Below are 27,000 nucleotides of genomic sequence, written 5' to 3'. Positions count from 1 at the left end.
CATCACAGCACAATCTCCATCGGTTCCACTTCCGCAGCCAGGCCCGCCAAGGTCGGCTGGGTAAACAGCACGCGCACGTCGGCGGATAGGCCAAGCTCGTCCATCCGCGCCATCAGGCTCATCGCCAGCAGCGAATGGCCACCCAGTTCGAAAAAGTCGTCGTGGCGGCCCACGCGCTCCACGCCGAGCAGGTCTTGCCAGAGTTCGGCCAGCATCGTCTCCACGTCGCCTTGCGGCGCCACGTAGCGGCGGCGCGCGTAGGCATCGGCGGCGGGTGCGGGCAAGGCACGGCGATCGAGCTTGCCGTTGGGCGTGAGCGGCAGGTGCGCCAGCCTCACGTAGGCAGCCGGCACCATGTGCTCCGGCAACTGCGCCTGCATGTGCCGGCGCAATGCCGACGCCTCCACCTCGGCACCGGGCTCGGCGATGTAGTACGCGACCAGGCGCGGTTCACCGGGAGCATCCTCCCGGGCCAGCACGGCCGCTTCGCGCACGCCATCGCAGCGCGCCAGGCTGGCGCCGATTTCACCCAACTCGACGCGGAAGCCGCGCAGCTTCACCTGGTCGTCGCTGCGGCCCAGGTACTCCAGGCTGCCGTTCGCGAGCCAGCGGCCCAGATCGCCGGTCTTGTACATCCGCGCCTGGCCTTCGCCGTGGAACGGATCGGCCAGGAAGCAGGCCGCGGTCAGCTCCGGCAGGTTTCGATAGCCGCGCCCCACGCCCGCGCCGCCGACGTAGATTTCTCCGGCCACGCCGGTGGGGACCGGCTGACGATGCGCGTCCAGCACGTACAGCCTCACGTTGCGCACGGAACGGCCCAGCGGAACGCTCGCGGCGCGGTAGCGATCGAGTTCGGCATCGAGCGCGTGCCACGCCACCACGTCGCTGCACTCGGTGGGGCCATAGCTGTTGATGAAGCGCGGCCTGGGCTCCGGCAAGGCCTGCAACCTGGCCGGCTGGATCGGCTCCCCGCCCAGCACCACCCGTCGCAACCCGCCCAGCCCCTCGGCGCCGGCAGCGTCGATCAAGGCATGGAAGGCACTGGGCGACAGGTTGATATGGGTGATGCCCTCGCGACGGATCTGCGCGACCAGCGCGTCGGGCACGAACGGCCCGGCCAGGTGCAGGCGCCCGCCCGCCAGCAGCGGCCCCAGGATGTTCTTCTGGGTGAGATCGAAGCTGTATGAGGAGACCAGCAGCACGGTGTCGTCGCTGCACAGCCCCAAGTCCTCCAGGTACCAGTCCAGCAGGTTGCTCAAGCCACGGTGTTCGACCATCACGCCCTTGGGGCGGCCGGTGGAGCCCGAGGTGTAGATCACGTAGGCCAGGTGGTGTGGTTCCAGGCCCGTCACCTGCGGATCGTGTTCGGCTTCCTCCAACGGTCCATCCAGGTCCAGCACTGGCACCGACAGTGCCCCCAACTGCTCGCGTGTGTTCGACTGCGCCAGCACGGCCACCGGGGCGCTGTCCTCCAGCATGTAGGCCAGACGATCCTGCGGATATGACGGGTCCAGCGGCACGTAGCCTCCGCCTGCCTTCAGGATTCCCAGCAGCCCGATCACCAGCTCCACGCTTCGCTCCGCGCACAGACCCACTCGGGCATCCGGGCCTACGCCCAGACGCCTCAGCGCATGTGCCACACGGTTTGCCCGTGCGTTCAGTTCCGCGTAGCTCACCTGTTGGCCTTCGTGCACCACCGCGATCGCCTCTGGCGTGCGGCGAACCTGGGCCTCGAACAGGCCGTGGATCGTCGAGGCCTGCGGGTACGCCGCCGCCGTCTCGTTCCACGACTCCAGCAGTTGCGTGCGCTCCCCCTCGTCCAGCAGCGCGATCCGGTTCACCTCCTGGCTATCGTCGGCGGCCATCGCCTTGAGCAACCGCTGCAGGTAGCCCAGGTAGCGTTCGATGGTGGCCCGGTCGAACAGCGCCGTCGCGTAGTCCAGCGAGCCGGTGAGGCCTTCCGATGTTTCCCTCAGTTCCAGCGTCAGGTCGAACTTCGCCGCGGCCTGACCGGCGCCCACACCTTCGATCGTCAGTCCCTCAAGCTCCAGGCTCAGTCCTACCGCTTCCGTGTTCAGCCACGACAGCGCGGCCTGGAACACAGGGCTGTGCGACAGGCTGCGCACTGGCCTGATCCGCTCCACGACCTGCTCGAATGGCAGGTCCTGGTGGGCCTGGGCTTCCAGCACCTTTGCCTTCACCCTCTCCAGCAGCTCCGATACCGTCGCGCCGCCGACCTCCACCCTCAGTGCCAGCGTGTTCACGAAGAAGCCGATCAGGCCCTCCACCTCACTGCGCGTGCGATTCGCCACCGGCGAGCCCACCACCACCTCTCCCTGGCCCGACAGGCGGCTCAGCAGGGCCGACCAACCTGCCAACACCGTCATGAACAGCGTTGTTCCATGCCGCTGGCTCAGCGTCCTAAGCCCGGTGCTCAGTTCCGCATCGAATACCACTTCGACCGAACCGCCGGCATAGTCCTGCTGTGGTGGCCGCGCCCGATCGGTCGGCAGGCTCAGCAGCGTTGGGGCGCCGGCCAGCGCTTGTTCCCAGTACGTGCCCTGCCTTTGCAGTTCCCCGCCCTCCAGCCAGCGGCGCTGCCAGACTGCGTAGTCCGCATATTGGATCGGCAAGGCCGGCAGCGGGTCCTCACCGCCCGATCGATAGGCCTCGTACAACGTGCCCAACTCCCTTGCCAACACGCCCTGCGACCAGCCATCCGACACGATGTGGTGCATCGTGATCAGCAGCACGTGTTCCTGCTCGCCCAGCTTCACCAGGCGGCCTCGGATCAGTGGGCCTTGCTCCAGGTCGAACGGGGCTCGCGCCTCCGCCTCGGCCAGCAAGCCGAGCTGGTGCTCCGGCACTGCCTCGGTGCTCAGGTCGACCCACTCCAGCGTCAGCCCGACGTCTGCCGGTACGATGAGCTGCACGGCCTGTCCGTCCTCAGCGACGAAGCGCGTGCGCAACGCTTCATGTCGCGCCACGATCCGGTCCAACGAGCGGCGCAATGCATCCTCATCCAGCTCACCCTTCAGTCGAAGGCCTGCCGGGATGTGGTACGCCTCGCTGCCCCCTTCCATCTGCGCCAGGAACCACAACCGCTGCTGCGCGAACGATAGCGGCAGCGGTCCACTGCGATCCGCCACCGTGATCGCCGGCAGTGCGCGGCCCCGTCCTCGCACGATCGCTTGTGCCACCGCGCTCAGGCTTGGCTGGGCGAACAGTTCCGTCAGCCCAAGCTCCGCGCCCAGTTGCGTGCGCACCTGCGCCACCAGCCGCACGGCTTGTAGTGAGTGGCCGCCCAGCGCAAAGAAGTCGTCGTGACGACCCACACGCTCCACGCCCAGCAGCGTTTGCCAGATGCCTGCGAGCGTCTGCTCCACCTCGCCTTGCGGCGCTTCGTAGGCCGTGCTCGCGTAGGCTTGGCCCTCCGGGGCCGGCAAGCCCTTGCGGTCCAGCTTGCCGTTCGGCGTCAGCGGCAAGCGCTCCAGCCTCACGTAGGCGGCCGGCACCATGTATTCCGGCAAGCTGACCTGTAGCTGCTCACGCAGCGCCTGCGCTTCGATTGCCTCGCCGCTTACGTAGTACGCCACCAGCCACTGCTCGCCCGGCACGTCCTCGCGCACCGCCACCACCGCCTCGCTTACCCCGGCGCACTGCGACAGCCTCGCCTCGATCTCGCCCAGCTCGATCCGGAAGCCTCGCAACTTCACCTGGGCATCCGCTCGGCCCTGGTACGCCAGACTGCCGTCCGGCAACCAGCGCCCAAGGTCTCCCGTCCTGTACATCCTCTCGCGGCCTTCGCCGTGGAATGGGTTCTCCATGAAGCGCTCTGCCGTCAGCTCCGGACGGTTCAGATAGCCTCGCGCGACGCCGACGCCGCCGATATAGATCTCACCGGTCACCCCCAACGGCACCGGCTGCTGATGCCCATCCAGAACGTACATCTGCGTGTTCGCGATCGGCCGGCCGATCGGTACGACGCCCTGCCCTGCATCCGTTGCATCCACCTCCCTCGCCGACGACCAGATCGTCGTCTCCGTCGGTCCGTACACGTTCCACAGCCGGCCCACTCGCGCCCTCAGCCTGCCCGCCAACTCACCCGGCAGCGCCTCCCCTCCGCACAGCGCCTTCAGCCCAGGCCGCCCTGACCAGCCCGACTCCAGCAGCAACCGCCACGTCGACGGCGTCGCCTGCATCACCGTCGCGCCGCTGCCCTCCAGCGCCGCCGACAGCGACTGCGCGTTCCGGCTCACCTCCCGGTCCAGCACGATCACCACCGCGCCGCTGATCAGTGGCAGATACAGCTCCAGCCCCGCGATGTCGAAGCCCAGCGTCGTCACCGCCAGCCAGCGGTCCGCCTCCCTCATCGCCAGCAGGCCTCGCATCGACTCCAGCAGGTTCACCACCTGCCGGTGTTCCACCGTCACACCCTTCGGCCGCCCCGTCGAGCCCGAGGTGTAGATCACGTACGCCGCGTGATGCGACGACAGCCCCGCCACCTCCGGCCGATGCGATGGTTCGGTCTGCCAGCTCGCCTCGTCCAGGTCGACCACCGCCACCGGCCGATCGCCCAGACGATCCCGCGTGCCCGACTGCGCCACTACCGCCACCGGTGCGCTGTCCTCCAGCATGTACGCCAGACGATCCCGCGGATACGACGGGTCCAGCGGCACGTAGCTCCCGCCCGCCTTCAGGATCCCCAGCACGCCGATCACCATCGGCAGCCCGCGCTCCACGCACAGCCCCACCCGCGCATCCGGGACCACGCCCTGCGCGATCAGCCGATGTGCCAGGCGGTTTGCCTGGCGGTCCAGCTCCCGGTAGCTCAGCGTCGATGCGCCGTGCTCCACCGCGATCGCGTCCGGCGTGCGGGCCGCCTGGGCCTCCACCAGGCCGGGCAGCGTCGATGCGCTCGCGTACGCCGCCTGCGTCCGGTTCCATCCATCGATCTGCTGATGGCGTTCCGCTTCGGGCAGCAGGGAGACCTTTCCGATCTCGGCGGCATCGTCCGCCGCCATCGCCTGCAACAGGTGCTGCAGATAGCCGAGGTAGCGCTCGACCGTCGCCCGATCGAACAGCGCCGTCGCGTAGTCCAGCGAGCCTGCGATCCGGCCGCCGTGCTCGTGCAAGGCCAGGGAGAGATCGAACTTTGCGGTGTAGCTCTCGTCGGCCAGGTGTTCGATGGTCAGCCCATCGAGTTCCAGCACCAGCGCTTCCGTGTTCTGCCACAGCAGTGCGGCCTGGAACACCGGGCTGTGCGACAGGCTGCGCACCGGTCTGACCCGCTCCACTACCTGCTCGAATGGCAGATCCTGGTGGGTCTGGGCTTCCAGCACCTTTGCCTTCACGCTCCCCAGCAGTTCCGAGACCGTCGCGCCCCCGACCTCCACCCTGAGTGCCAGCGTGTTCACGAAGACCCCGATCAGGCCCTCCACTTCGCTGCGCGTGCGGTTCGCTACCGGCGAGCCCACCACCACCTCTTCCTGGCCAGACAGGCGGCTCAGCAGCGCCGACCAACCTGCCAGCACCGTCATGAACAGTGTCGTTCCGTGTCGCTGGCTCAGCCGCTTCAGGTCGGCGCTGAGCGTCTCGTCGAATACCACTTCCACCGAGCCGCCCGCGTAGTCCTGCTGCGCCGGCCGTGCCCGGTCCGTCGGCAGGCTCAGCAGCGTCGGGGCACCGGCCAAGGCTTGTTCCCAATATGCGCCCTGCCTTTGCAGTTCCGCACCATCCAGCCACCGACGCTGCCAGACCGCGTAGTCCGCGTATTGGATCGGCAAGGCCGGCAGCGGGTCCTCGCCGCCCGATCGATAGGCCTCATACAGCGAGCCCAACTCCCGCGCCAGCACGCCCTGCGACCAGCCGTCCGACACGATGTGGTGCATCGTGATCAGCAGCACGTGTTCCTGCTCGCCCAGCTTTACCAGGCGGCCTCGGATCAACGGGCCTTGCTCCAGGTCGAACGGGGCTCGCGCCTCCGCCTCAGCCTGCAAGCCGAGCTGGTGCTCCGGCACTGCCTCGGCGCTCAGGTCGACCCAGTCCAGCGTCAGTCCAACATCTGCCGGGGCCATGCGCTGCACTGCCGCGCCCTCCTGCACCTCGAAGCGCGTGCGCAGCGCCTCGTGCCGCACCACGATCCGGTCCAGCGAGCGGCGCAATGCATCCTCGTCCAGCTCGCCCTTCAGCCTCAGCCCCACCGGGATGTGGTATGCCTCGCGGCCCCCTTCCATCTGCGCCAGGAACCACAACCGTTGCTGCGCGAACGACAGCGGCAGCGGTCCACTGCGATCCGCCACCGTGATTGCCGGCAGCGCGCTGCCCTGTCCTCGCACGATCGCTTGGGCCACTGCGCTCAGGCTTGGGTGGGCGAACAGCTCCGTCAGCCCGAGCTCCGCACCCAGTTGGGTACGCACCTGCGCCACCAGCCGCACGGCCTGTAGCGAGTGACCGCCTAGCGCAAAGAAGTCGTCGTGACGACCCACGCGCTCCACGCCCAGCAGCGTTTGCCAGATGCCTGCGAGCGTCTGCTCCACCTCGCCCTGCGGCGCTTCGTAGGCCGTGCTCGCATACGCTTGGCCGTCTGGAGCCGGCAGCCCCTTGCGGTCCAGCTTGCCGTTGGGCGTAAGCGGCAGGTGCTCCAGCCTCACGTAGGCAGCCGGCACCATGTGCTCCGGCAACTGCGCCTGCATGTGCCGGCGCAATGCCGAAGCCTCCACCTCGGCACCGGGCTCGGCGACGTAGTACGCGACCAGGCGCGGTTCGCCGGGAGCATCCTCCCGGGCCAGCACGGCCGCTTCGCGCACGCCGTCGCAGCGCGCCAGGCTGGCGCCGATTTCACCCAGCTCGACGCGGAAGCCGCGCAGCTTCACTTGGTCGTCGCTGCGGCCCAGGTACTCCAGGCTGCCGTTCGCGAGCCAGCGGCCCAGATCGCCGGTCTTGTACATCCGCGCCTGGCCTTCGCCGTGGAACGGATCGGCCAGGAAGCAGGCCCCGGTCAGCTCCGGCAGGTTTCGATAGCCGCGCCCCACGCCCGCGCCGCCGACGTAGATTTCTCCGGCCACGCCGGTGGGGACCGGCTGACGATGCGCGTCCAGCACGTACAGCCTCACGTTGCGCACGGAACGGCCCAGCGGAACGCTCGCGGCGCGGTAGCGATCGAGTTCGGCATCGAGCGCGTGCCACGCCACCACGTCGCTGCACTCGGTGGGGCCATAGCTGTTGATGAAGCGCGGCCTGGGCTCCGGCAAGCCCTGCAACCTGGCCGGCTGGATCGGCTCCCCGCCCAGCACCACCCGTCGCAACCCGCCCAGCCCCTCGGCGCCGGCGGCGTCGATCAAGGCATGGAAGGCACTGGGCGACAGGTTGATATGGGTGATGCCCTCGCGACGGATCTGCGCGACCAGCGCGTCGGGCACGAACGGCCCGGCCAGGTGCAGGCGCCCGCCCGCCAGCAGCGGCCCCAGGATGTTCTTCTGGGTGAGATCGAAGCTGTATGAGGAGACCAGCAGCACGGTGTCGTCGCTGCGCAGCCCCAAGTCCTCCAGGTACCAGTCCAGCAGGTTGCTCAAGCCACGGTGTTCGACCATCACGCCCTTGGGGCGGCCGGTGGAGCCCGAGGTGTAGATCACGTAGGCCAGGTGGTGTGGTTCCAGGCCCGTCACCTGTGGATCGTGTTCGGCCTCGCCTTCCAGTGGGCTCTCCAGGTCCAACACCGGCACCGACAGTGCCCCCAACTGCTCGCGTGTGTTCGACTGCGCCAGCACGGCCACCGGGGCGCTGTCCTCCAGCATGTAGGTCAGACGATCCTGCGGATACGACGGGTCCAGCGGCACGTAGCCTCCGCCTGCCTTCAGGATTCCCAGCAGCCCGACCACCAGCTCCACGCTTCGCTCCGCGCACAGGCCCACCCGCGCATCCGGGCCGACACCCAAGCCGATCAGCGCGTGTGCCACACGGTTTGCCCGTGCGTTCAGTTCCGCGTAGCTCACCTGTTGGCCTTCGTGCACCACCGCGATCGCCTCTGGCGTGCGGCGAACCTGGGCCTCGAACAGGCCGTGGATCGTCGAGGCCTGCGGGTACGGCGCCGCCGTCTCGTTCCACGAATCCAGCAGCTGCGCGCGCTCGTCCTCGTCCAGCAGCGCGATCCTGTTCACCTCCTGGCTATCGTCGGCGGCCATCGCCTTGAGCAACCGCTGCAGGTAGCCCAGGTAGCGTTCGATCGTTTCCCGGTCGAACAGTGCCGTCGCGTAGTCCAGCGAGCCCGCGATCCGTCCGTCATGTTCGCGCAAGGCCAGGGAGAGATCGAACTTTGCGGTGTAGCTCTCGTCGGCCAGGTGTTCGATGGTCAGCCCATCGAGTTTCAGCACCATTGCCTCCGTGTTCAGCCACGACAGCGCTGCCTGGAACACCGGGCTGTGCGACAGGCTGCGCACTGGCCTGACTCGCTCCACGACCTGCTCGAATGGCAGATCCTGATGGGCCTGGGCTTCCAGCACCCGTGACTTCACTCGGCCCAGCAACTCCGATACCGTCGCGCTGCCGACTTCCACTCTCAGTGCCAGCGTGTTCACGAAGAAGCCGATCAGGCCCTCCACCTCACTGCGCGTGCGATTCGCCACCGGCGAGCCCACCACCACCCCTTCCTGGCCAGACAGGCGGCTCAGCAATGCCGACCAACCGGCCAGTACCGTCATGAACAGCGTCGTTCCGTGTCGCTGACTCAGCTTCCTCAGCCCTGCGCTAAGCGCCTCGTCGAATATCACTTCGACCGAGCCGCCGGCATAGTCCTGCTGTGGTGGCCGCGCCCGGTCGGTCGGCACGCTCAGCAGCGTCGGGGCACCGGCCAAGGCTTGTTCCCAATACGCGCCCTGCCTTTGCAGTTCCCCGCCCTCCAGCCATCGGCGCTGCCAGACCGCGTAGTCCGCGTATTGGATCGGCAAGGCCGGCAGCGGGTCCTCACCGCCCGATCGATAGGCCTCGTACAGCATGCCCAATTCGCGCGCCAGCACACCCTGCGACCAACCGTCCGACACGATGTGGTGCATCGTGATCAGCAGCACGTGTTCCTGCTCGCCCAGCTTTACCAGGCGGCCTCGGATCAGTGGGCCTTGCTCCAAATCGAACGCAGCTCGCGCCTCCGCCTCGGCCAGCAAGCCGAGCTGGTGCTCTGATGCTGCCTCCGCGCTCAGGTCGGCCCAGTCCAGCGTCAACCCCATGTCTGCCGATGCCACGCGCTGTACCGCTTGCCCTTCCTGCACCTCGAAGCACGTGCGCAGCGCTTCGTGCCGCGCCACGATCCGGTCTAGCGAGCGGCGCAATGCATCCTCGTCCAGCTCGCCCTTCAGCCTCAGCCCCACTGGGATGTGATACGCCTCGCTGCCCCCTTCCATCTGCGCCAGGAACCACAACCGCTGCTGCGCGAACGATAGCGGCAGCGGCTCGCCGCGATCCGCCACCGTGATCGCCGGCAGCGCGCTGCCTTGACCTCGCACGATCGCCTGCGCCACCGCGCTCAGGCTTGGTTGCGCGAACAGTTCCGTCAGCCCCAGCTCCGCGCCCAGCTGCGTGCGCACCTGGGCCACCAGCCGCACGGCTTGCAGCGAGTGGCCGCCCAGCGCGAAGAAGTCGTCGTGACGGCCCACACGCTCCACGCCCAGCAGCGTTTGCCAGATGCCTGCGAGCGTCTGCTCCACCTCACCCTGCGGCGCTTCGTAGGCCGTGCTCGCATACGCTTGGCCGTCTGGGGCCGGCAAGCCCTTGCGATCCAGCTTGCCGTTCGGCGTCAGCGGCAAGCGCTCCAGCCTCACGTAGGCGGCCGGCACCATGTATTCCGGCAAGCTGGCCTGTAGTTGCTCGCGCAGCGTCTGGGCTTCGATTGCCTCGCCGCTTACGTAGTACGCCACCAGCCGCTGCTCGCCCGGCACGTCCTCGCGCACCGCCACCACCGCCTCGCTTACCCCGGCGCACTGCAACAGCCTCGCCTCGATCTCGCCCAGTTCGATCCGGAAGCCGCGCAGCTTCACCTGGGCGTCCGCTCGGCCCTGATACTCCAGGCTGCCGTCCGGCAACCAGCGCCCAAGGTCTCCCGTCCGGTACATCCGTTCGCGGCCTTCGCCGTGGAATGGGTTCACAACAAAGCGCTCCGCCGTCAGCTCCGGACGGTTCAGATAGCCGCGCGCGACGCCGGCGCCGCCGATATAGATCTCACCGGTTACGCCCAACGGCACCGGTTGCCGATACGCGTCCAGTACGTAAATCTGCGTGTTCGCGATCGGACGGCCGATCGGTACGACGCCCGGATGGCTCTCTGCGTTGCATCGCCAGGCGGTGACATCGATGGCCGCCTCGGTCGGGCCGTACAGGTTATGCAGTTCCGAGTGCGGGAAGCGCGCCAGGCTGCGCTGCTGCAAGGCATGCGGCAAGGCCTCGCCGCTGCACAGCATGCGGTGCAGGCCCTGGCAGCGCCCGGCCTCCACCTGGTCCAGGAACAGTTGCAGCATCGATGGCACGAAGTGCAACGTGGTGATCCCCGCCTGCTCGATCGTCGCGGCCAGATAGGCCGGGTCTTTATGGCCTTCCGGCCGAGCCATCACCAGACGGGCGCCTGCCAGCAGAGGCCAGAACAGTTCCCAGACCGACACATCGAAGCCGAAAGGGGTCTTCTGCAATACCCGGTCGCTGGCATCCAGACGGTAGGTCTGCTGCGCCCACCACAACCGGTTGACGACGCCACGGTGCTCGTTCATCACGCCCTTGGGGCGGCCGGTGGAGCCCGAGGTGTAGATCACGTAGGCCAGGTGGTGTGGTTCCAGGCCCGTCACCTGCGGATCGTGTTCGGCTTCCTCCAACGGTCCATCCAGGTCCAGCACTGGCACCGACAGTGCCCCTAACTGCTCGCGTGTGTTCGACTGCGCCAGCACGGCCACCGGGGCGCTGTCCTCCAGCATGTAGGTCAGACGATCCTGCGGATATGACGGGTCCAGCGGCACGTATCCTCCGCCTGCCTTCAATATCCCCAGCAGCCCGACCACCAGTTCCACGCTTCGCTCCGCGCACAGACCCACCCGCGCATCCGGACCTACGCCCAAACCGATCAGCGCGTGCGCCACCCGGTTTGCCCGTGCGTTCAGTTCCGCGTAGCTCACCTGTTGGCCTTCGTGCTCCACCGCGATCGCCTCTGGCGTGCGGCGAACCTGGGCCTCGAACAGGCCGTGGATCGTCGAGGCCTCCGGGTACGGCGCCGCCGTCTCGTTCCACGACTCCAGCAGCCGTACGCGCTCGTCCTCGTCCAGCAGCGCGATCCGGCTCACCTGCTGGCTGTCGTTCTCCACCATCGCCGCCAGCAACCGCTGCAGGTAGCCCAGGTAACGCTCGACCGTTTCCCGATCGAACAGCGCCGTCGCATAGTCCAGCGAGCCGGTGAGGCCTTCCGATGTTTCCCTCAGTTCCAGCGTCAGGTCGAACTTGGCTGCGGCCTGACCGGCGTCCACGCCCTCGATCGTCAGACCCGCCAGTTCCAGGCTCAGTCCTACCGCTTCGGTGTTCAGCCACGACAGTGCGGCCTGGAACACCGGGCTGTGCGACAGGCTGCGCACCGGCCTGACTCGTTCCACCACCTGCTCGAATGGCAGGTCCTGGTGGGCCTGGGCTTCCAGCACCTTTGCCTTCACGCGGCCCAGCAGTTCCGATACCGTCGTGCCGCCGACCTCCACCCTCAGTGCCAGCGTGTTCACGAAGAAGCCGATCAGGCCCTCCACTTCGCTGCGCGTGCGGTTGGCTACCGGCGAGCCCACCACCACCTCTTCCTGGCCCGATAGCCGGCTCAGCAGGGCCGACCAACCGGCCAGCACCGTCATGAACAGCGTTGTTCCATGCCGCTGGCTCAGCTTCCTCAGTCCTGCGCTGAGTGTCTCGTCGAATATCACTTCGACCGAGCCGCCCGCGTAGTCCTGCTGCGCCGGCCGTGCCCGATCAGTCGGCAGGCTCAGCAGCGCCGGGGCACCGGCCAAGGCTTGTTCCCAATACGCGCCCTGCCTTTGCAGTTCCGCACCCTCCAGCCATCGACGCTGCCAGACTGCGTAGTCCGCATATTGGATCGGCAAGGCCGGCAGCGGGTCCTCACCGCCCGATCGATAGGCTTCGTACAGTGCGCCCAGCTCCCGCGCCAGCACGCCCTGTGACCAGCCGTCCGACACGATGTGGTGCATCGTGATCAACAGCACGTGCTCCTGCTCGCCCAGTTTCACCAGGCAGCCTCGGATCAGTGGACCGTGCGCCAGGTCGAATGGCGTATTGGCCTCCCGCTCCGATAGCGTCGCCAATGCCTGCTCCCTGTCGGCCTGTCCTTGCAGATCGACACGGTCCAGTGCAAAGCCAACGTCCGCCGATGCCACGCGCTGTACCGCTTGCCCTTCCTCCGTTACGAAGCGCGTGCGCAGCGCTTCGTGCCGCGCCACGATCCGGTCTAGCGAGCGACGCAATGCATCCTCATCCAGCTCACCCTTCAGCCTAAGGCCTACCGGGATGTGGTACGCCTCGCTGCCCCCTTCCATCTGCGCCAGGAACCACAGCCGCTGCTGCGCGAACGATAGCGGCAGCGCCTCGCCGCGATCCACCACCGTGATCGCCGGCAGCGCGCTGCCTTGACCTCGCACGATCGCCTGCGCCACCGCGCTCAGGCTTGGCTGCGCGAACAACTCCGTCAGACCAAGCTCCGCGCCCAGCTGCGTGCGCACCTGGGCCACCAGCCGCACGGCTTGCAGCGAGTGACCGCCCAGCGCGAAGAAGTCGTCGTGGCGACCCACGCGCTCCACGCCCAGCAGCGTTTGCCAGATGCCCGCGAGCGTCTGCTCCACCTCGCCCTGCGGCGCTTCGTAGGCCGTGCTCGCATACGCTTGGCCTTCTGGAGCCGGCAGCCCCTTGCGGTCCAGCTTGCCGTTCGGCGTCAGCGGCAGGTGCTCCAGCTTCACATAGGCAGCCGGCACCATGTATTCCGGCAGGCTGGCCTGTAGCTGCTCGCGCAGCGTCTGCGCTTCGATTGCCTCGCCGCTTACGTAGTACGCCACCAGCCGCTGCTCGCCCGGCACGTCCTCGCGCATCGTCACCACGGCCTCGCTTACCCCTGTGCACTGCGACAGCCTCGCCTCGATCTCGCCCAGCTCGATCCGGAAGCCGCGCAGCTTGACCTGGGCATCCGCCCGGCCCTGGTACTCCAGGCTGCCGTCCGGCAACCAGCGCCCAAGGTCCCCCGTCTTGTACATCCGCTCGCCCGAGGCAAACGGATTGGCCATGAACCGCTCGGCGGTCAGGCCGGCGCGCTGCCAATAGCCGCGCGCCAGGCCCGAACCCGCGATATAGAGCTCGCCGGTCACCCCCACCGGCACCGGCTGTAGATAGGCATCCAGGACATAGACGCGAACGTTGCCGATCGGCCCGCCAATCGACGGTGCGTCCTGAGCGGTCAGCGCTCGGCTCATGGTCGCGCAGACCGTTGCCTCGGTCGGACCGTAAGCGTTGATCATGGTGCGTCCCTCTGACCAGCGGCGCACCAGCGACGCCGGGCACGCCTCGCCCGCGACGATCAGATGGCAGTCCGCCGGCAGGGCCTGTTCGGGCATCAGCGCCAGCACCGCCGGGGGCAGGGTGACGTGGGTGATGCGCTCGCGATCAAGCAGGTGCGTCAACGCGGCCCCGGGCATCAACGCCTGCGCCGGCGCCAGCACCAGGCACGCGCCGCAGAGCAGCCCCATGCCGATCTCGGAGACCGCCGCATCGAAACTAATCGAGGCAAATTGCAGCACCCTGGACTGACTGCTCACGCCAAAGCGCTCGCACTGCGAATACACCAGGCTCGCCAAGCCCTGATGGGTGACCGCGACGCCCTTGGGCTGGCCGGTCGAGCCGGATGTGTAGATCACATAGGCCAACTGCCCCGGCTCGCCCCGGACCTGCGGCGGCGTCGGGGGATAGTCGGCCCAGGCCGGCTCCGCGTCATCGAGCTCGACGACCTGCGTCCAGGCGATCGGCAGCCGCTGTGCCAGCGCCCGCTTGCTGACCAGCACGGACAGCATCGCGTCCTGGAAGATGTAGGCCAGGCGCGCCTGCGGATAGTCCGGGTCCAGCGGCACATACGCGCCGCCGGCCTTGAGGATGCCCAGCAGCCCCACGATCATCTCGATCGAACGGTCGACGCACAGTCCCACCAGCACATCGGCCGCCACGCCCAGCTCCCGTAGATGATGGGCCAGGCGGTTGGCCCGGGCATCCAGCTCACGGTAGCTCACCTGCTGGTCTGCGTGCTTGAGCGCCACGGCGTCGGGGGTGCGCATGACCTGGGCCTCGAACAAGGCCGGCAGCGTCGCCGCGGGCCACGCACGCTCCGTTGCGTTCCAGGCCTGCAGCACCTGCGCGCGCTCCGCCTCGCCGAGCAGCGCGATCCGCCCCACCTGCTGGCCGTCGTCGGCCACCATGGCTTGGAGCATGCGCCGCAGGTAGTCCGCATAGCGCTGCGCGGTGGACCGCTCGAACAATGCGGTGGCGTAGTTGAGCGTGCCCACGATCCGCCCGTCCGCTTCCGCCAGCTCCAGCTGGATATCGAGCTTCGCCGTAGCGTTCTCGCGGGCGAGGCTCTCCAATGACAGCGCGCGCAGCGACAGGTCGACCGCCTCGGTGTTGTGCCAGGAAAACACGGCCTGGAAGATCGGGCTGTGCGACAGGCTGCGCACTGGCTTCACCCGCTCCACCACCTGCTCGAACGGCAGGTCCTGATGTGCCTGGGCCTCCAGCACCTTTGCCTTCACCCGGTCCAGCAGCTCCGATACCGTCGCGCTGCCGACGTCCACCCTCAGTGCCAGCGTGTTCACGAAGAAGCCGATCAGGCCCTCGACCTCGCTGCGTGTGCGGTTCGCCACCGGCGAGCCCACCACCACTTCCTCCTGACCCGACAGGCGGCTCAGCAGCGCTGACCAACCTGCCAGCACCGTCATGAACAGCGTTGTTCCGTGTCGCTGGCTCAGCCGCTTCAGGTCGGCGCTGAGCGTCTCGTCGAATACCACTTCCACCGAGCCGCCCGCGTAGTCCTGCTGCGCCGGCCGTGCCCGGTCCGTCGGCAGGCTCAGCAGCGTCGGGGCACCGGCCAAAGCTTGTTCCCAATACGCGCCCTGCCTTTGCAGCTCCCCGCCCTCCAGCCATCGGCGCTGCCAGACTGCGTAGTCCGCGTACTGGATCGGCAAAGCCGGCAGCGGGTCCTCGCCGCCCGACCGATAGGCCTCGTACAGCGCGCCCAGCTCCCTTGCCAGCACGCCCTGCGACCAGCCGTCCGACACGATGTGGTGCATCGTGATCAGCAGCACGTGTTCCTGCTCGCCCAGCGTCACCAGGCAGCCCCGGATCAGCGGGCCTTGCTCCAGGTCGAACGGGGTATTGGCTTCCCGCTCCGACAGCGCCGCCAATGTCTGCTCCCTGTCGGCCTGTCCTTGCAGGTCCACCCGGTCCAGTGCAAAGCCGACGTCCGCCGATGCCACGCGCTGTATCGCTTGCCCTTCCCGCACCTCGAAACGCGTGCGCAACGCCTCATGCCGCGCCACGATCCGGTCCAGCGCGCGACCTAGTGCATCCTCGTCCAGTTCGCCCTTCAGCCGAAGGCCTACCGGGATGTGGTACGCCTCGCTGCCGCCTTCCATCTGCGCCAGCAGCCACAGCCGTTGCTGCGCGAACGACAGCGGCAGCGCCTCGCTGCGGTCGGCCGCCGTGATCGCCTGCAGTGCGCTGCCCTGTCCTCGTACGATCGCTTGTGCCACCGCGCTCAGACTTGGCTGTGCGAACAGCGCCGTCAGACCAAGCTCCGCGCCCAGTTGCACGCGTACCTGCGTCACCAGCCGTACGGCCTGCAGCGAGTGACCACCCAGTGCGAAGAAATCGTCGTGACGGCCTACGCGCTCCACGCCCAGCAGCGTTTGCCAGATGCCCGCCAGCGTCTGCTCCACCTCGCCTTGCGGCGCTTCGTAGGCCGTGCTCGCATACGCGTGGCCTTCCGGGGCCGGCAAGCCCTTGCGGTCCAACTTGCCGTTCGACGTCAGCGGCAAGTGCGCCAGCCTCACGTAAGCAGCCGGCACCATATACGCCGGCAAGCTGCCCTGCAGTTGCTCGCGCAGCGCCTGGGCTTCAATTGCCTCACCACTCACGTAGTACGCCACCAGCCGCTGCTCGCCCGGCACGTCCTCGCGCACCGTCACCACGGCTTCCCGCACGCCCGTACACTGCGACAGCCTTGCCTCGATCTCGCCCAGCTCGATCCGGAAGCCGCGCAGCTTGACCTGGGCATCCGCCCGACCCTGGTACTCCAGGCTACCGTCCGGCAACCAGCGTGCCAGGTCCCCTGTCCTGTACATCCGCTCACGGCCTTCGCCGTGGAACGGGTTCACCACGAAGCGCTCTGCCGTCAGCTCCGGACGGTTCAGATAACCGCGTGCCACACCGGCGCCGCCGATGTACATCTCCCCTGTCACCCCCACCGGCACCGGCTCGCCGTGCGCATCCAGCACGTACACCCGCAGGTCCGGGATACGCCGACCGATCGGGCTGCCCGTGCCCTGCGCATCGGCCACATCCAGCGCCCGGTAGCTCACGTGGACCGTGGTCTCCGTGATGCCGTACATGTTCACCAGTTGCGTCCCGGCGTTCTCGGCGCACTCGTACCACGGACGCAGTGCGCCCACATCCAGCGCTTCCCCGCCCAGGATCACCTGGCGCAACCGGTGCCGCGCCGCCGGCGCCTCCTGCTGCGCCGCCATCAGTTGACGGAACGCGCTCGGCGTCTGGTTCAGCACCGTCACCCCGGCCTCGCATAGCAGCGCGTAGAACGCCTGCGGCGAGCGCGCCGTCAGCTTCGGCACCACCACCAGCCGGCCGCCATGCAACAGCGCGCCGAACAGCTCCCACACCGAGAAGTCGAAGGCGAACGAATGGAACAGCGTCCATACGTCCTCCGCACCGAACCCGAACCACGGCTGGGTGGACGTGAACAGCCGGGCGACCTGGCGGTGCTCGACCAGCACGCCCTTGGGCTGGCCCGTCGAGCCGGAGGTGTAGATCACGTAGGCCAGGTGGTTCGGCTCCAGGCCCGTCACCTGCGGATCGTGCTCGGCCTCGCCTTCCAGCGGGTTCTCCAGATCCAACACCGGCACCGACAGTGCCCCCAACTGCTCGCGTGTGTTCGACTGCGCCAGCACTGCCACCGGAGCGCTGTCCTCCAGCATGTAGGCCAGACGACCCTGCGGATACGACGGGTCCAGCGGGACATATCCTCCGCCTGCCTTCAATATCCCCAGCAGCCCGACCACCAGCTCCACACTTCGCTCCGCGCACAGCCCCACTCGCGCATCCGGGCCCACACCCAAACCGATCAGCACGTGCGCCACACGGTTAGCCCGTGCGTTCAATTCCGCGTAGCTCACCCGCCAGCCTTCGTGCTCCACCGCAATCGCTTCCGGCGTGCGGCGAACCCGGGCCTCGAACACGGCATGCAAGGTTTCGGATGGCTCCGGAACAGGCTCTCCGGCGTTCCAAACGTCGACGATCTGCCGCCGCTCTTCCGCGCTCAGCAACGCCAGCCTGCCGATCGAACAGGCCGGATCGGCGACGATTCCATCGAGCAATTGCACGAACTGCGCGGCCATCCGCTCGATCGCCTCGTGCTCGAACAGCACCTCCTGATACTGGAACATGACCTGCAACCGGTCAGGCAACTGCATGACGTCGATCGTCAGGTCATCCGGGCTGAAGCTGATGGGGCTCTGCTCCAGCCATGCCTGCAGCGCGTCGAACTGCGGCAGCGCCAGCGAGCGATTGAGGTTGAACAGCACCGGCGCCAGCGGACGCCGCTGGCTGGCGCGCAGGTCGAGATCGCGCAGCAGGTGGCCGAACGGATAGTCGGCATGGGCATGGGCTTCCAGCACCGAGCGCTTGATCCGCCCCAGGAACTCGGCAAACGAAGGGTCGCCCGAGCCGTCGCAGCGCACCGGGACCAGGTTCAGCGTGCAGCCGACCAGGCTGGCCTCGCTGCCCTCGGCACGGCCGACCACCATCGGCACGCCGATCACCATCTGCGCCTGCCCCGACAGCCGCTGCAACAGCACGGCCACGCCCGCCAGCATGGTCATGAACAACGTGCCGCCCAGCTTGCGGCTGAGCTGCTGCAGCCGCGCGTAGCGTTCGCCGTCGATGGTCAGATGGTGGCGCCGGGCCCGATGGCTCGGCGCGGACGGCCGGGCATGCCGGCCCGACAGCTCCAGCGACGGCGGCAGGCTGCCGAATTGCCCGCGCCAATAGGCGCGATCCTGCTGATACCGATCGCTGCGCAGGTAGGCTTGATGCCGCTCCACCTGCTCGCGGAAAGGGCTCGCGGCAGGCAGCCCGGGCGCGCCGCCGCGGCAGGCCGCCCGGTAGCATGCGGCCAGCTCCTGCAGCACGATCTCCTGCGAATAGCCATCGATGATGACGTGGTGGAAGGTGATCGCCAGCAGGTGCTCGGCCTCGCCCTTGCGCAGCAGGCAGGCGCGGACCAGCGGGCCGTGCCCGGGGTCCATCGGCCGATGGTTGTTGTCGACGAACCATTGCCCGATCGCCACGTCGCGGTCGGCCTCCCGCGAGAAATCGACCAGGGGCAGCCCGACCTCCACGGCCGGCAGCACGCGTTGATGCTCGCCGTCGGCCTCGACCACGCTGCGCAGCGCGGCATGCCGGTCGACGACCTGCTGCAGCGCGCGGGCCAGCGCCGCATGATCCAGCGCGCCGCGCAAACCCAGCACGGTGGTGGTGTTGTAGCTGAGGGCCGCCTCGTGGCTGATCTGGCACTCAAACCAGATGCCTTTCTGGGCCGGCACCAGCGGATAGCGCTCGGCGGCACCATCGTCCGCCGCCGCCGTCTCGAAGGATTGCTTCAGAAGCGCCAGCTGGTCGAGCCGGCCCAGGACCGTGTCGGGGTCGACGCCGAAATCGATAAAGCAGCCGATCTCATCCACGCCGATCGCCTGCAGCCGCTCCACGAGGGCCCGGCACGTGGCCGGGCTGCCGATCAGCGCGCTGTGCTCCACGTAGCGCTCGTACGCCACCGACAGCAGGTAGTCGCGGTCGTCCTCGCTGAGCGTGCTCACGTCCGCCTGCAGGCCCAGGCTGTCGACCATGTTCTGGAACAGGCCCACCGACGACCGCAGGTAGTGGATGAACGGCGCGCGGGCAACGGCGCGCGCCTCGGCGGCATCCTCGCAGACAAAGGTGTGCAGCAGCACGCTGACGCGGCTGCGCTCCACGCCGTGGCCGTGCTCGACCAAGGCCTGGCGGTACAGCGCGAGGTTGCGCTCGAGCGCCTCGACGGTCTGTCCCATCAGGTTGGTGAGGATGCCCGCGCCGATCTCGCCGGCACGGCGGTAGGTATCCGGATTCCCCACGATGGTGATCCAGATCGGCAGCTCCGGCTGCCTGGGCATCGGGAACAGCTTGACCTCGATCTCCCTGGACGAACCGTCCCGCACCCGCAGGGGCTCGCCCCGCCAGAGCCCCTGGATCTGCTCGATGCGCTGGAACATCAGCTCGCGATGGCTGCCGAACGCCTCCGGCGCGAACACGAAGTCGTTCGGATGCCAGCCGGACGCGCAGGCGATGCCCACCCGGCCCTGCGAGAGATTGTCCACCATCGACCACTCTTCAGCGACCCGCACCGGATGGTGCAGCGGCAGCACGACGCTGCCCGCGCGCAGCTGGATGTGGGATGTTTCGCGCGCCAGCGCGGCGCTCAGCACCGAAGGATTGGGCGAGAGCCCGCCGAACGCATGGAAATGCCGCTCCGGCAGCCACAGCGAAGAAAAGCCGCCGGCGTCGGCATAGCGGGCCGCCTCGAAGAGCAGCCGATACTTCTGCGCATCGTAGCCGGACGCATAGTGGCCGAAGAACGAGATGCCGAAGCGGATGCCGCCCCCGGTTGCGGGCGGCACCGGCGCGGCCGACAGCCGGGCAACGGCGGCCTCGGCCACCGCAGGCGCCACAGGTGTCTCGGTTGACGCCGGCCCACCGACGCGCGCCGCCGCGAACGGCGAACGGCCCCCGCCGCCGGACGGAGGCGTCGGCGCACCGTCCTCGAAGAAACCGCCGTCGAGCATGGCCCGCACGCTGTCCGCGAAAATCTCGACCACCCGGTCCACATCCGCATCGCTGTGCGCCGTGGACAGGAACATGCCGCGCCCCTCCCAGATGTACAGGCCGCCGGCGAGCAGGTGGTAATAAAGCAGATCGATGCTCGGCGAAGCCTCCAGGAGGCGGAACGACGAGCCGCAGTGCACCGCGCGCACCGGCACCCGCGCATCGGCGAAGACCCCGTTGAGGCGGCGGACCAGCTCGGCCGTGCGCGCGTTGAGGGTCTCCTGCAGCGCGGGGCCCTCCTGCGCCAACCGCTGCAGCACCGCGCGGGCCGCCACCAGCATCAGCGGATGCTTGCAGAAGGTGCCCGCGTAGAAGGTCGTGTCCGCCTGCGGGTACGAGGCGTCGCCGTAGCGCCACTGGCCGCCATCCACCGCATCGAGATAGGCGGCCGACCCGGCCACCATCCCCGCCGGCATGCCTCCGCCGATGACCTTGCCGTAGGTCGCCATATCGGCCTCGATGCCGTACCAGGCCTGCGCGCCGCCCGGATGCAGGCGGAAGCCCATGATGATTTCGTCGAAGATCAGCGCGATGTCGTGCTCGCGCGTCAGCTCGCGCAGCGCGTGCAGGAACTCGCGCGGCTGCCAGTGGGGGCGACGGCTCTGCACCGGCTCCACCAGCACCGCGGCCAGCTCGTGCGCGTGCTCGCGGATGCGTGCCAGCGATTCGGGCGCGCCGTAGTCGAGCACGATGGTGTGGGCGGATGCGCCGGGCTGCAGGCCGGGCGCCATCGCCACGGTGCCGGCGCCGTCGGCGACCATCAGCGTGTCGTCGCTCCAGCCGTGATACGAGCCGGCGAACACGACGATCTTGTCGCGCCGGGTCACCGTCCTGGCCAGGCGCAGGGCCAGCATGATCGCCTCGGTGCCGGAGTTGCAGAACGCCACGCGCTCCAGGCCGGTCAGCCGGGTGACCAGCTCCGCCACCTCGCCGGCCAGGCGGGTCTGGGGCCCCAGCTCCAGGCCGGTCTTCAGTTGGGCATCGAGCGCTTCCTGCACAAAGGCCGGGCGATGGCCGAACAGGTTCACGCCGAAGCCCATGGTCAGGTCAATGTAGGCGTTGCCGTCCGGGTCCCAGAGATAGGCGCCTTCGGAGCGCTCGCTGACGACCGGATAGAGCATCTCCTTGGTGGAGAACCGGAAGCCGGCCGAGACCCGGTTGTCGGCCAGCACCGGCCGGTAGCGCTGCACCAGCGCCTTGGAGCCGCGGGTGCGCTCGGTGTAGCGCGCGACGAAGCCGTCCAGATAGGCGCGCTGCCTCGCGCTCAAGCCGGCGAACGGATCGGCCTTGGCGGTGACCCTGACGGGCTGGTAGGGCACGTAAGGCTTGTGCGCGCCGCCCGGTGCGGCGGTGGACGCCGGTGCCGGTGCAACAACCGGCACGGTAGCGGGCACAACAGGCGATGTCCCGCCGTCCACCGCTGCCGGCACACCGGCCGTGGCAGCAACCGGGCCGCCCTGGAGCAAGGCCAGTTGCCGGGCCGTCAGCTGCGACAGCGCGTCGAGCTGCTGGCTCAGCAGCCGCTCCAGCGACGACTGCGGGAGCGCGGGAATCGCGGCAAGCGGTGGCACGACGTCCGGCCGCGCATCGACCGCGATCGCGGCCACCGGCGCGGCGGGTGCCGGTGCGGGCATCGGTGTCGCCATCGGCATCACGGCAGCCGCCGGCACCGTGGCCGGCGCCTGCGCTGCCGCCTCAACGCGTGCCTCGCGGGGCATCTGCCGATCCACGTAGTCGGCGATGGCGGCGATGGTCGTCAGTTCCTCGAACAGTTGGCGCACGGTGACCGTCACACCGTAGGTCTGTTCGATGCTGCCGATGGCCTGCACCATCATCAGCGAGTCCGCGCCCAGCTCCAGCAGCGGCAAGTCGGGATCGACCCGCGCAACGTCGGCATGCAGCATCTTGGCGACCATGCCTCGCAGGGCACCCTGAATCGCTTGCGCACGGCTGGCGGAATTGGAAACGGACGAGGACATGGCGGCGGCAACAGGCATGGAAGTGACGGCACGGGAGGGCTCGACAGACGCCTGCGCATCCTGCTGGGGAGCGGCAGGCGCATCGAGCCAATGGCGTTCGCGTTGAAAAGGATAGGGAGCCAGGCGCAGCGTGCGGCGCTGCTGGCCGGCATAGAGCGCGCGCCAGTCGAGCGCCTGCCCCGTCAGCCAGAGCTGCCCGGCACTGCCCAGCAGCACCGCGAGATCAGACTTGGGGCCCTCGCCGCCGCCCAGCGAGGGCAGCACGAGGGCGTCGCCCGCGCACAGGCGCGCCAGCGCGCTCAGCGTCTGGCCCGGGCCCACCTCGATCCAGGCGTGCGGCCCGCCCTGCATCAGCGTCTGCAGGCCATCGGCAAAGCGCACCGTGCCGCGCAGATGCGCCGCCCAGTAGCCCGGGTCGGTGGCCTGGGCCGGCTCGATCCAGGCACCGGTCAGGTTGGACACGAAGGGAATCGCCGGCGCCCGCAGGGTGAGCCGGGCCACGCTGTCGGCAAAGGCCGGCAGGATCGGCTCCGTCATGGGCGAATGGAACGCGTGCGAAGTCGCCAGGCGCCGATGCGAGATGCCCTGGGCATCCAGCCGGCGCTCCAGCGCCGCGACCGCCGTTGTCTCGCCGGCCACCACGCAGCGCTGGCGGCCGTTGACCGCGGCCAGGGCCAGCGTCCCATCCAGCTGCGCGCGCAGGCTGGCTTCGTCCAGCGCCACGCTCAGCATCGCGCCGGCGGGCAGGCTCTGCATCAGGCGGCCACGCTCGGCAACCAGCACCAGGGCGTCGTCGAGGGAAAAGACGCCGGCCAGGCAGGCCGCCACGTATTCGCCCACACTGTGGCCGATCAGCGCGGCCGGCTTCATGCCCCAGTCCATCCACAGCCGGGCGAGCGCGTACTCGATGACGAACAGCGCGGGCTGCGCCGCCTCGGTCCGGGTCAACGCCAACTGGCTCGCCTCGGGGTCGCCGTCGCCGTAGAGCGACTGGATCAGATCGAATCCCGCTCGCTCGCGCAGCACCTGCGCGCACCGATCCACCACAGCGCGGAACGCGGCGATCTCCTGGTACAGCTCGCGCGCCATGCCGACCTGCTGCGCGCCCTGCCCGGGAAACATGAACACCACCGGTGCCGGCACGGCCGGCCGCACCTGCGCCGTGAACACGCGCCGAGGATCGCGCGCGCGCAGCGCCTCGGCCGCGTCTTCGCGATCGCGGGCCACCAGCATGCGCCGCCAGGCAAAGGCGCTGCGGCCGGCCTGGTGGCTATAGGCCGCATCGGCCAGGGCGGCGTCCGGCAGGTCCCGCAGTTGCCCGGCCACGGCCTCGGTCATCGCCTCCAACGCGGGGGCCGTCTTGGCGGACAAGCTCAGCAGATGCCAGGGCCACTGTGCCCCGTGCGCGGTGGCGGCGGGCGGCGCCTGCGCCACGATCATGTGGGCCAAGGTGCCGCCGAAGCCGAACGAGCTGATGCCGGCATGCCGGCGGCCCGCGTTGCCCGGCCAGGGCTGCGAACGGGACACGATGGACAGCGCGCTGCCATCCAGCGCGCAATGCGGATTGGGCTCGCGGTAATGCAGATTGGCGGGGAGGGTCTCGTGCTCGAGGGCCAGCACCACCTTGATCAGGCTGGCCACGCCGGCCGCCGCCTCCAGGTGGCCGATGTTGGTCTTGACCGAGCCGACCGCGCAGCGGCCCGCCTCGGGCGCATGCGCAAACACGCTCTTGAGCGCGTTGAGCTCGATCGGGTCGCCGAGCGCGGTGCCGGTGCCGTGGGCCTCGATGTAGCCGATCTGCTCCGGCCGCAGGCGCGCGCGGGCCAGCGCCTGGCGCACCACCGCGGCCTGCGCGCTGCCGTTGGGGGCGATCAGGCCGTTGCCGCGCCCATCCTGCATCACCGCCGAGCCCAGGATGACCGCGCGCACCGGATCGCCGTCACGCAGCGCGTCGCTCAGCCGCTTCAGCACCACGACGCCGCAGCCCTCGCCGCGCACATAGCCGTTGGCGCTGGCGTCGAACGCCTTGCAGCGCCCATCCGGCGAGAGCATCCCGGCGCGGGCAAACGGCTCACTCGACAGCGTCGACAGCACCAGGTTCACGCCCCCGGCCAGCGCCAGCGTCGACTCGCCGTCGCGCAGGCTCTGGCAAGCCGCATGCACCGCCACCAGCGACGACGAGCATGCCGTGTCGATGGCCAGGCTGGGCCCGCGCAGGTCAAGGCAATACGACAAGCGGTTGGCCACGATGCTGCCCGCGTTGCCCGTGGCCGAATACACGCTCAGCTCGCTGCCCGCGCGGTCCTGCAGGCTTTCGTAGTCGTGGGTGGAGATACCGATGAAGACGCCGGTGGTCGAGCCGGCCAGCCCGGACGCCGCGATGCCCGCGTCCTCCAGGGCCTGCCAGGCCACTTCCAGCGCCAACCGCTGCTGCGGATCCATGCGCGCGGCTTCGAGCGGCGAAATGCTGAAAAAGGCCGCGTCGAACGCATCGACCCGATCGAGAAAGCCCCCCAGACGCACCTGCGACGGAACCTCGGCGCGCGGCTCATCGAAGGTGCCCGCCGCACGGCGCGCCTGCGGCACCGCGCCGATCGCATCCACCTGCCCGGCCAGCACGTCCCAGAATGCGTCGGCGTCGTCCGCGCCGGGAAAGCGGCAGCCCAGGCCGATGATGGCGATCGGCGCGTCGGCCGCCTGCACCGGCGCGTCCGGCGCCGCATCGGCCGGATGGCGATCGCCCTGTCCGGCAGCGGACAGCTCGGCCAGAAAGCCCGCCAGCCGCGCAATATTCGGATGCTCCCAGAACACCACCGGCGCGACCGTCACCCGCATCCAGACCGAAAGCGCCTCGGCCAGCTGCACCGCCGACATCGAGTCAAGACCGTAGAACGCGAACGGCTGTTCACGATCGATCGCCTCGGCATCCAGCCCCAGCCGCGCGGCCAGCTCGGCGCGCAGCCGGGCTTCGACCACCGCGGCCGACACCGCGACGGGCTCGCGCGCGGCCGCCGCCGGAACCGGCGCCCCCTGCGTAACCGGCACCGGCGAGGCCGCCAGCACCGGGCGATCCCAGCGGGCCATCGCCGGCAAGCGGTCCGCCAGGAAATCCGCCCGGCACTGCTGCCGGCGGATCTTGCCGCTGGACGTGCGCGGAATGGCCCCCGCCTTCACCAGCACGATGACGTCGGGCGTCACGCCGACGTTCATCGACACGGCCGAGGCCATGCACTCGAACATGCCGGGCTCCACCGGCTGGCGAAACGCCAGCTCCTGCACGATAACGAGCTGCTCCGTGTCGTCCCGGTCCACGGCGAAGGCGATGGTGCCGTTCTCGCGCAGCCTGGCGTGGCTCTCGAACGCGGCCAGCTCCACATCCTGCGGATAGATGTTGAGGCCGTTCAGGATGATCAGGTCCTTCAGGCGACCGCAGATGTACAGCTCGCCCGCGTGCAGGAAACCGAGATCGCCGGTGCGCAGGTAGCGCTCGCCGTCGGCCGGTTCCGCCATCTCGCCGGCAAAGCTCCGCCGGCTGTCTTCGTCGCGCCGCCAATAGCCCTGCGCAACGCTGGGGCCGCTCACCCAGATCTCGCCGACGCGGCCGGGCTCGCAGCGCCGCAGCGTCTCGGGATCGACGATGGCGAGCCGGTGCCCGGTCAGGGCGCTGCCATGGCTGGCCAGGGCGATCCGGTCCTCTTCGTCATCGGCCGCGACCGCCATGCCCTTCTGCAGGGCCGAGCGCGAAAACGGCAGGCACCTCGGCTGCCCCTGGAACCGGATGGCCCAGCCGAACGCAATCAGCAGGGTGGCCTCGGCCATGCCGTAGGCCGCGAACCAGGCCGCCGGATTGAAGCCGTGCGGCGCGAAGGCCGCGGTGAATTTCTCCAGCGTGCCCGGGCGCACCGGCTCGGCGCCGCTGGCGAGCACACGCAGGCTGCTCAAGTCCAGCGTTGCCCGCTGTGCCGGCGTGACCGAGCGCACGCACAGGTCGAAGGCAAAGTTGGGCGCGCCGGCCACCGTGGCGCGATAGTCGGTGATCGCCTTGAGCCAGCGATAGGGGTTCAGCAGGAACGCCGCCGGGCGCATCAGCACCACCGTGCAGCCCAGCACCAGCGGCTGCAGGATGCCGCCGATCAGGCCGAAGTCGTGATACGGCGGCAGCCAGTAGACCATGACCTCGTCGCGCCCCATCTTCCCCTCGGCGGTCATCGCCGCGACATTGGCGAACAGGTTGCGGTGGGTCACCATGACGCCCTTCGGGGCGCCGGTGGAACCGGACGTGTATTGCAGGAACGCGATGCGCGAGCCGTCCAGCCCGGGGTCGGTCCAGTCGCCCGCATCGCTGTCCGCCCGGTCGATCGCCAGCCAGCGCTCGACCGGCAATCGTTTGCCCTGCTGCGTTTCAAATGACGCGATCCTCGACAGCTCCTCGCTGACGGTCAGCGCGAACCGCGCGCCCGCGTCAACGGCCACCGCCTGCAATCGCTCCAGCCGGCGGGCATGCGCGGGCGGATAGGCCGGCACAGGAATGGCGCCGGCATACAGGCAGCCGAAAAACGCGCAGATGTAATCGAGCCCCGGATTGAAGATCAGCAGCACCGGATCATCCTGGCCGCACCCGTTTCCCAGCAGATGGACGGCCACCCGCCTGGCCGCGTCGCGCAGTTCGGCGTAGGTCATCCGCGACTCGCCTTCGTCGCCATCCTGCAGGAAAACGTAGGCCGTATCGTCAGGCCGGGTAGCCGCGAGCGATTCCAGCAGGGCTACCAGCGTGTCCGGATCCCGGGGGAGGGTTTGATCGTTCTTGGACATAGACGGCCTT

1 protein-coding gene is annotated in these 27,000 nt (G+C 68.9%); it reads right to left on the bottom strand.

Annotated elements, in window-relative coordinates:
- Positions 1-2: 2 nt before the first annotated feature.
- Positions 3-26,990 carry a non-ribosomal peptide synthase/polyketide synthase gene (locus GO999_RS17260; protein WP_211907022.1) on the bottom strand — a complete coding sequence of 8,996 codons (26,988 nt, stop codon included), beginning with the start codon at positions 26,988-26,990 and terminating at the stop codon, positions 3-5.
- Positions 26,991-27,000 lie beyond the last annotated feature (10 nt).

The sequence above is a fragment of the Ralstonia nicotianae genome (genome assembly GCF_018243235.1).
GTDB classification, from domain to species: domain Bacteria; phylum Pseudomonadota; class Gammaproteobacteria; order Burkholderiales; family Burkholderiaceae; genus Ralstonia; species Ralstonia nicotianae.
Note: the sequence above shows the minus strand (reverse complement) of the source record. Positions and strands in the feature narration are given on the sequence as shown.

Coding starts and splice junctions, on each gene's coding strand:
- GO999_RS17260 (WP_211907022.1), bottom strand. CDS start 26,990: ATGTCCAAGAACGATCAAACCCTCCCCCGGGATCCGGACACGCTGGTA.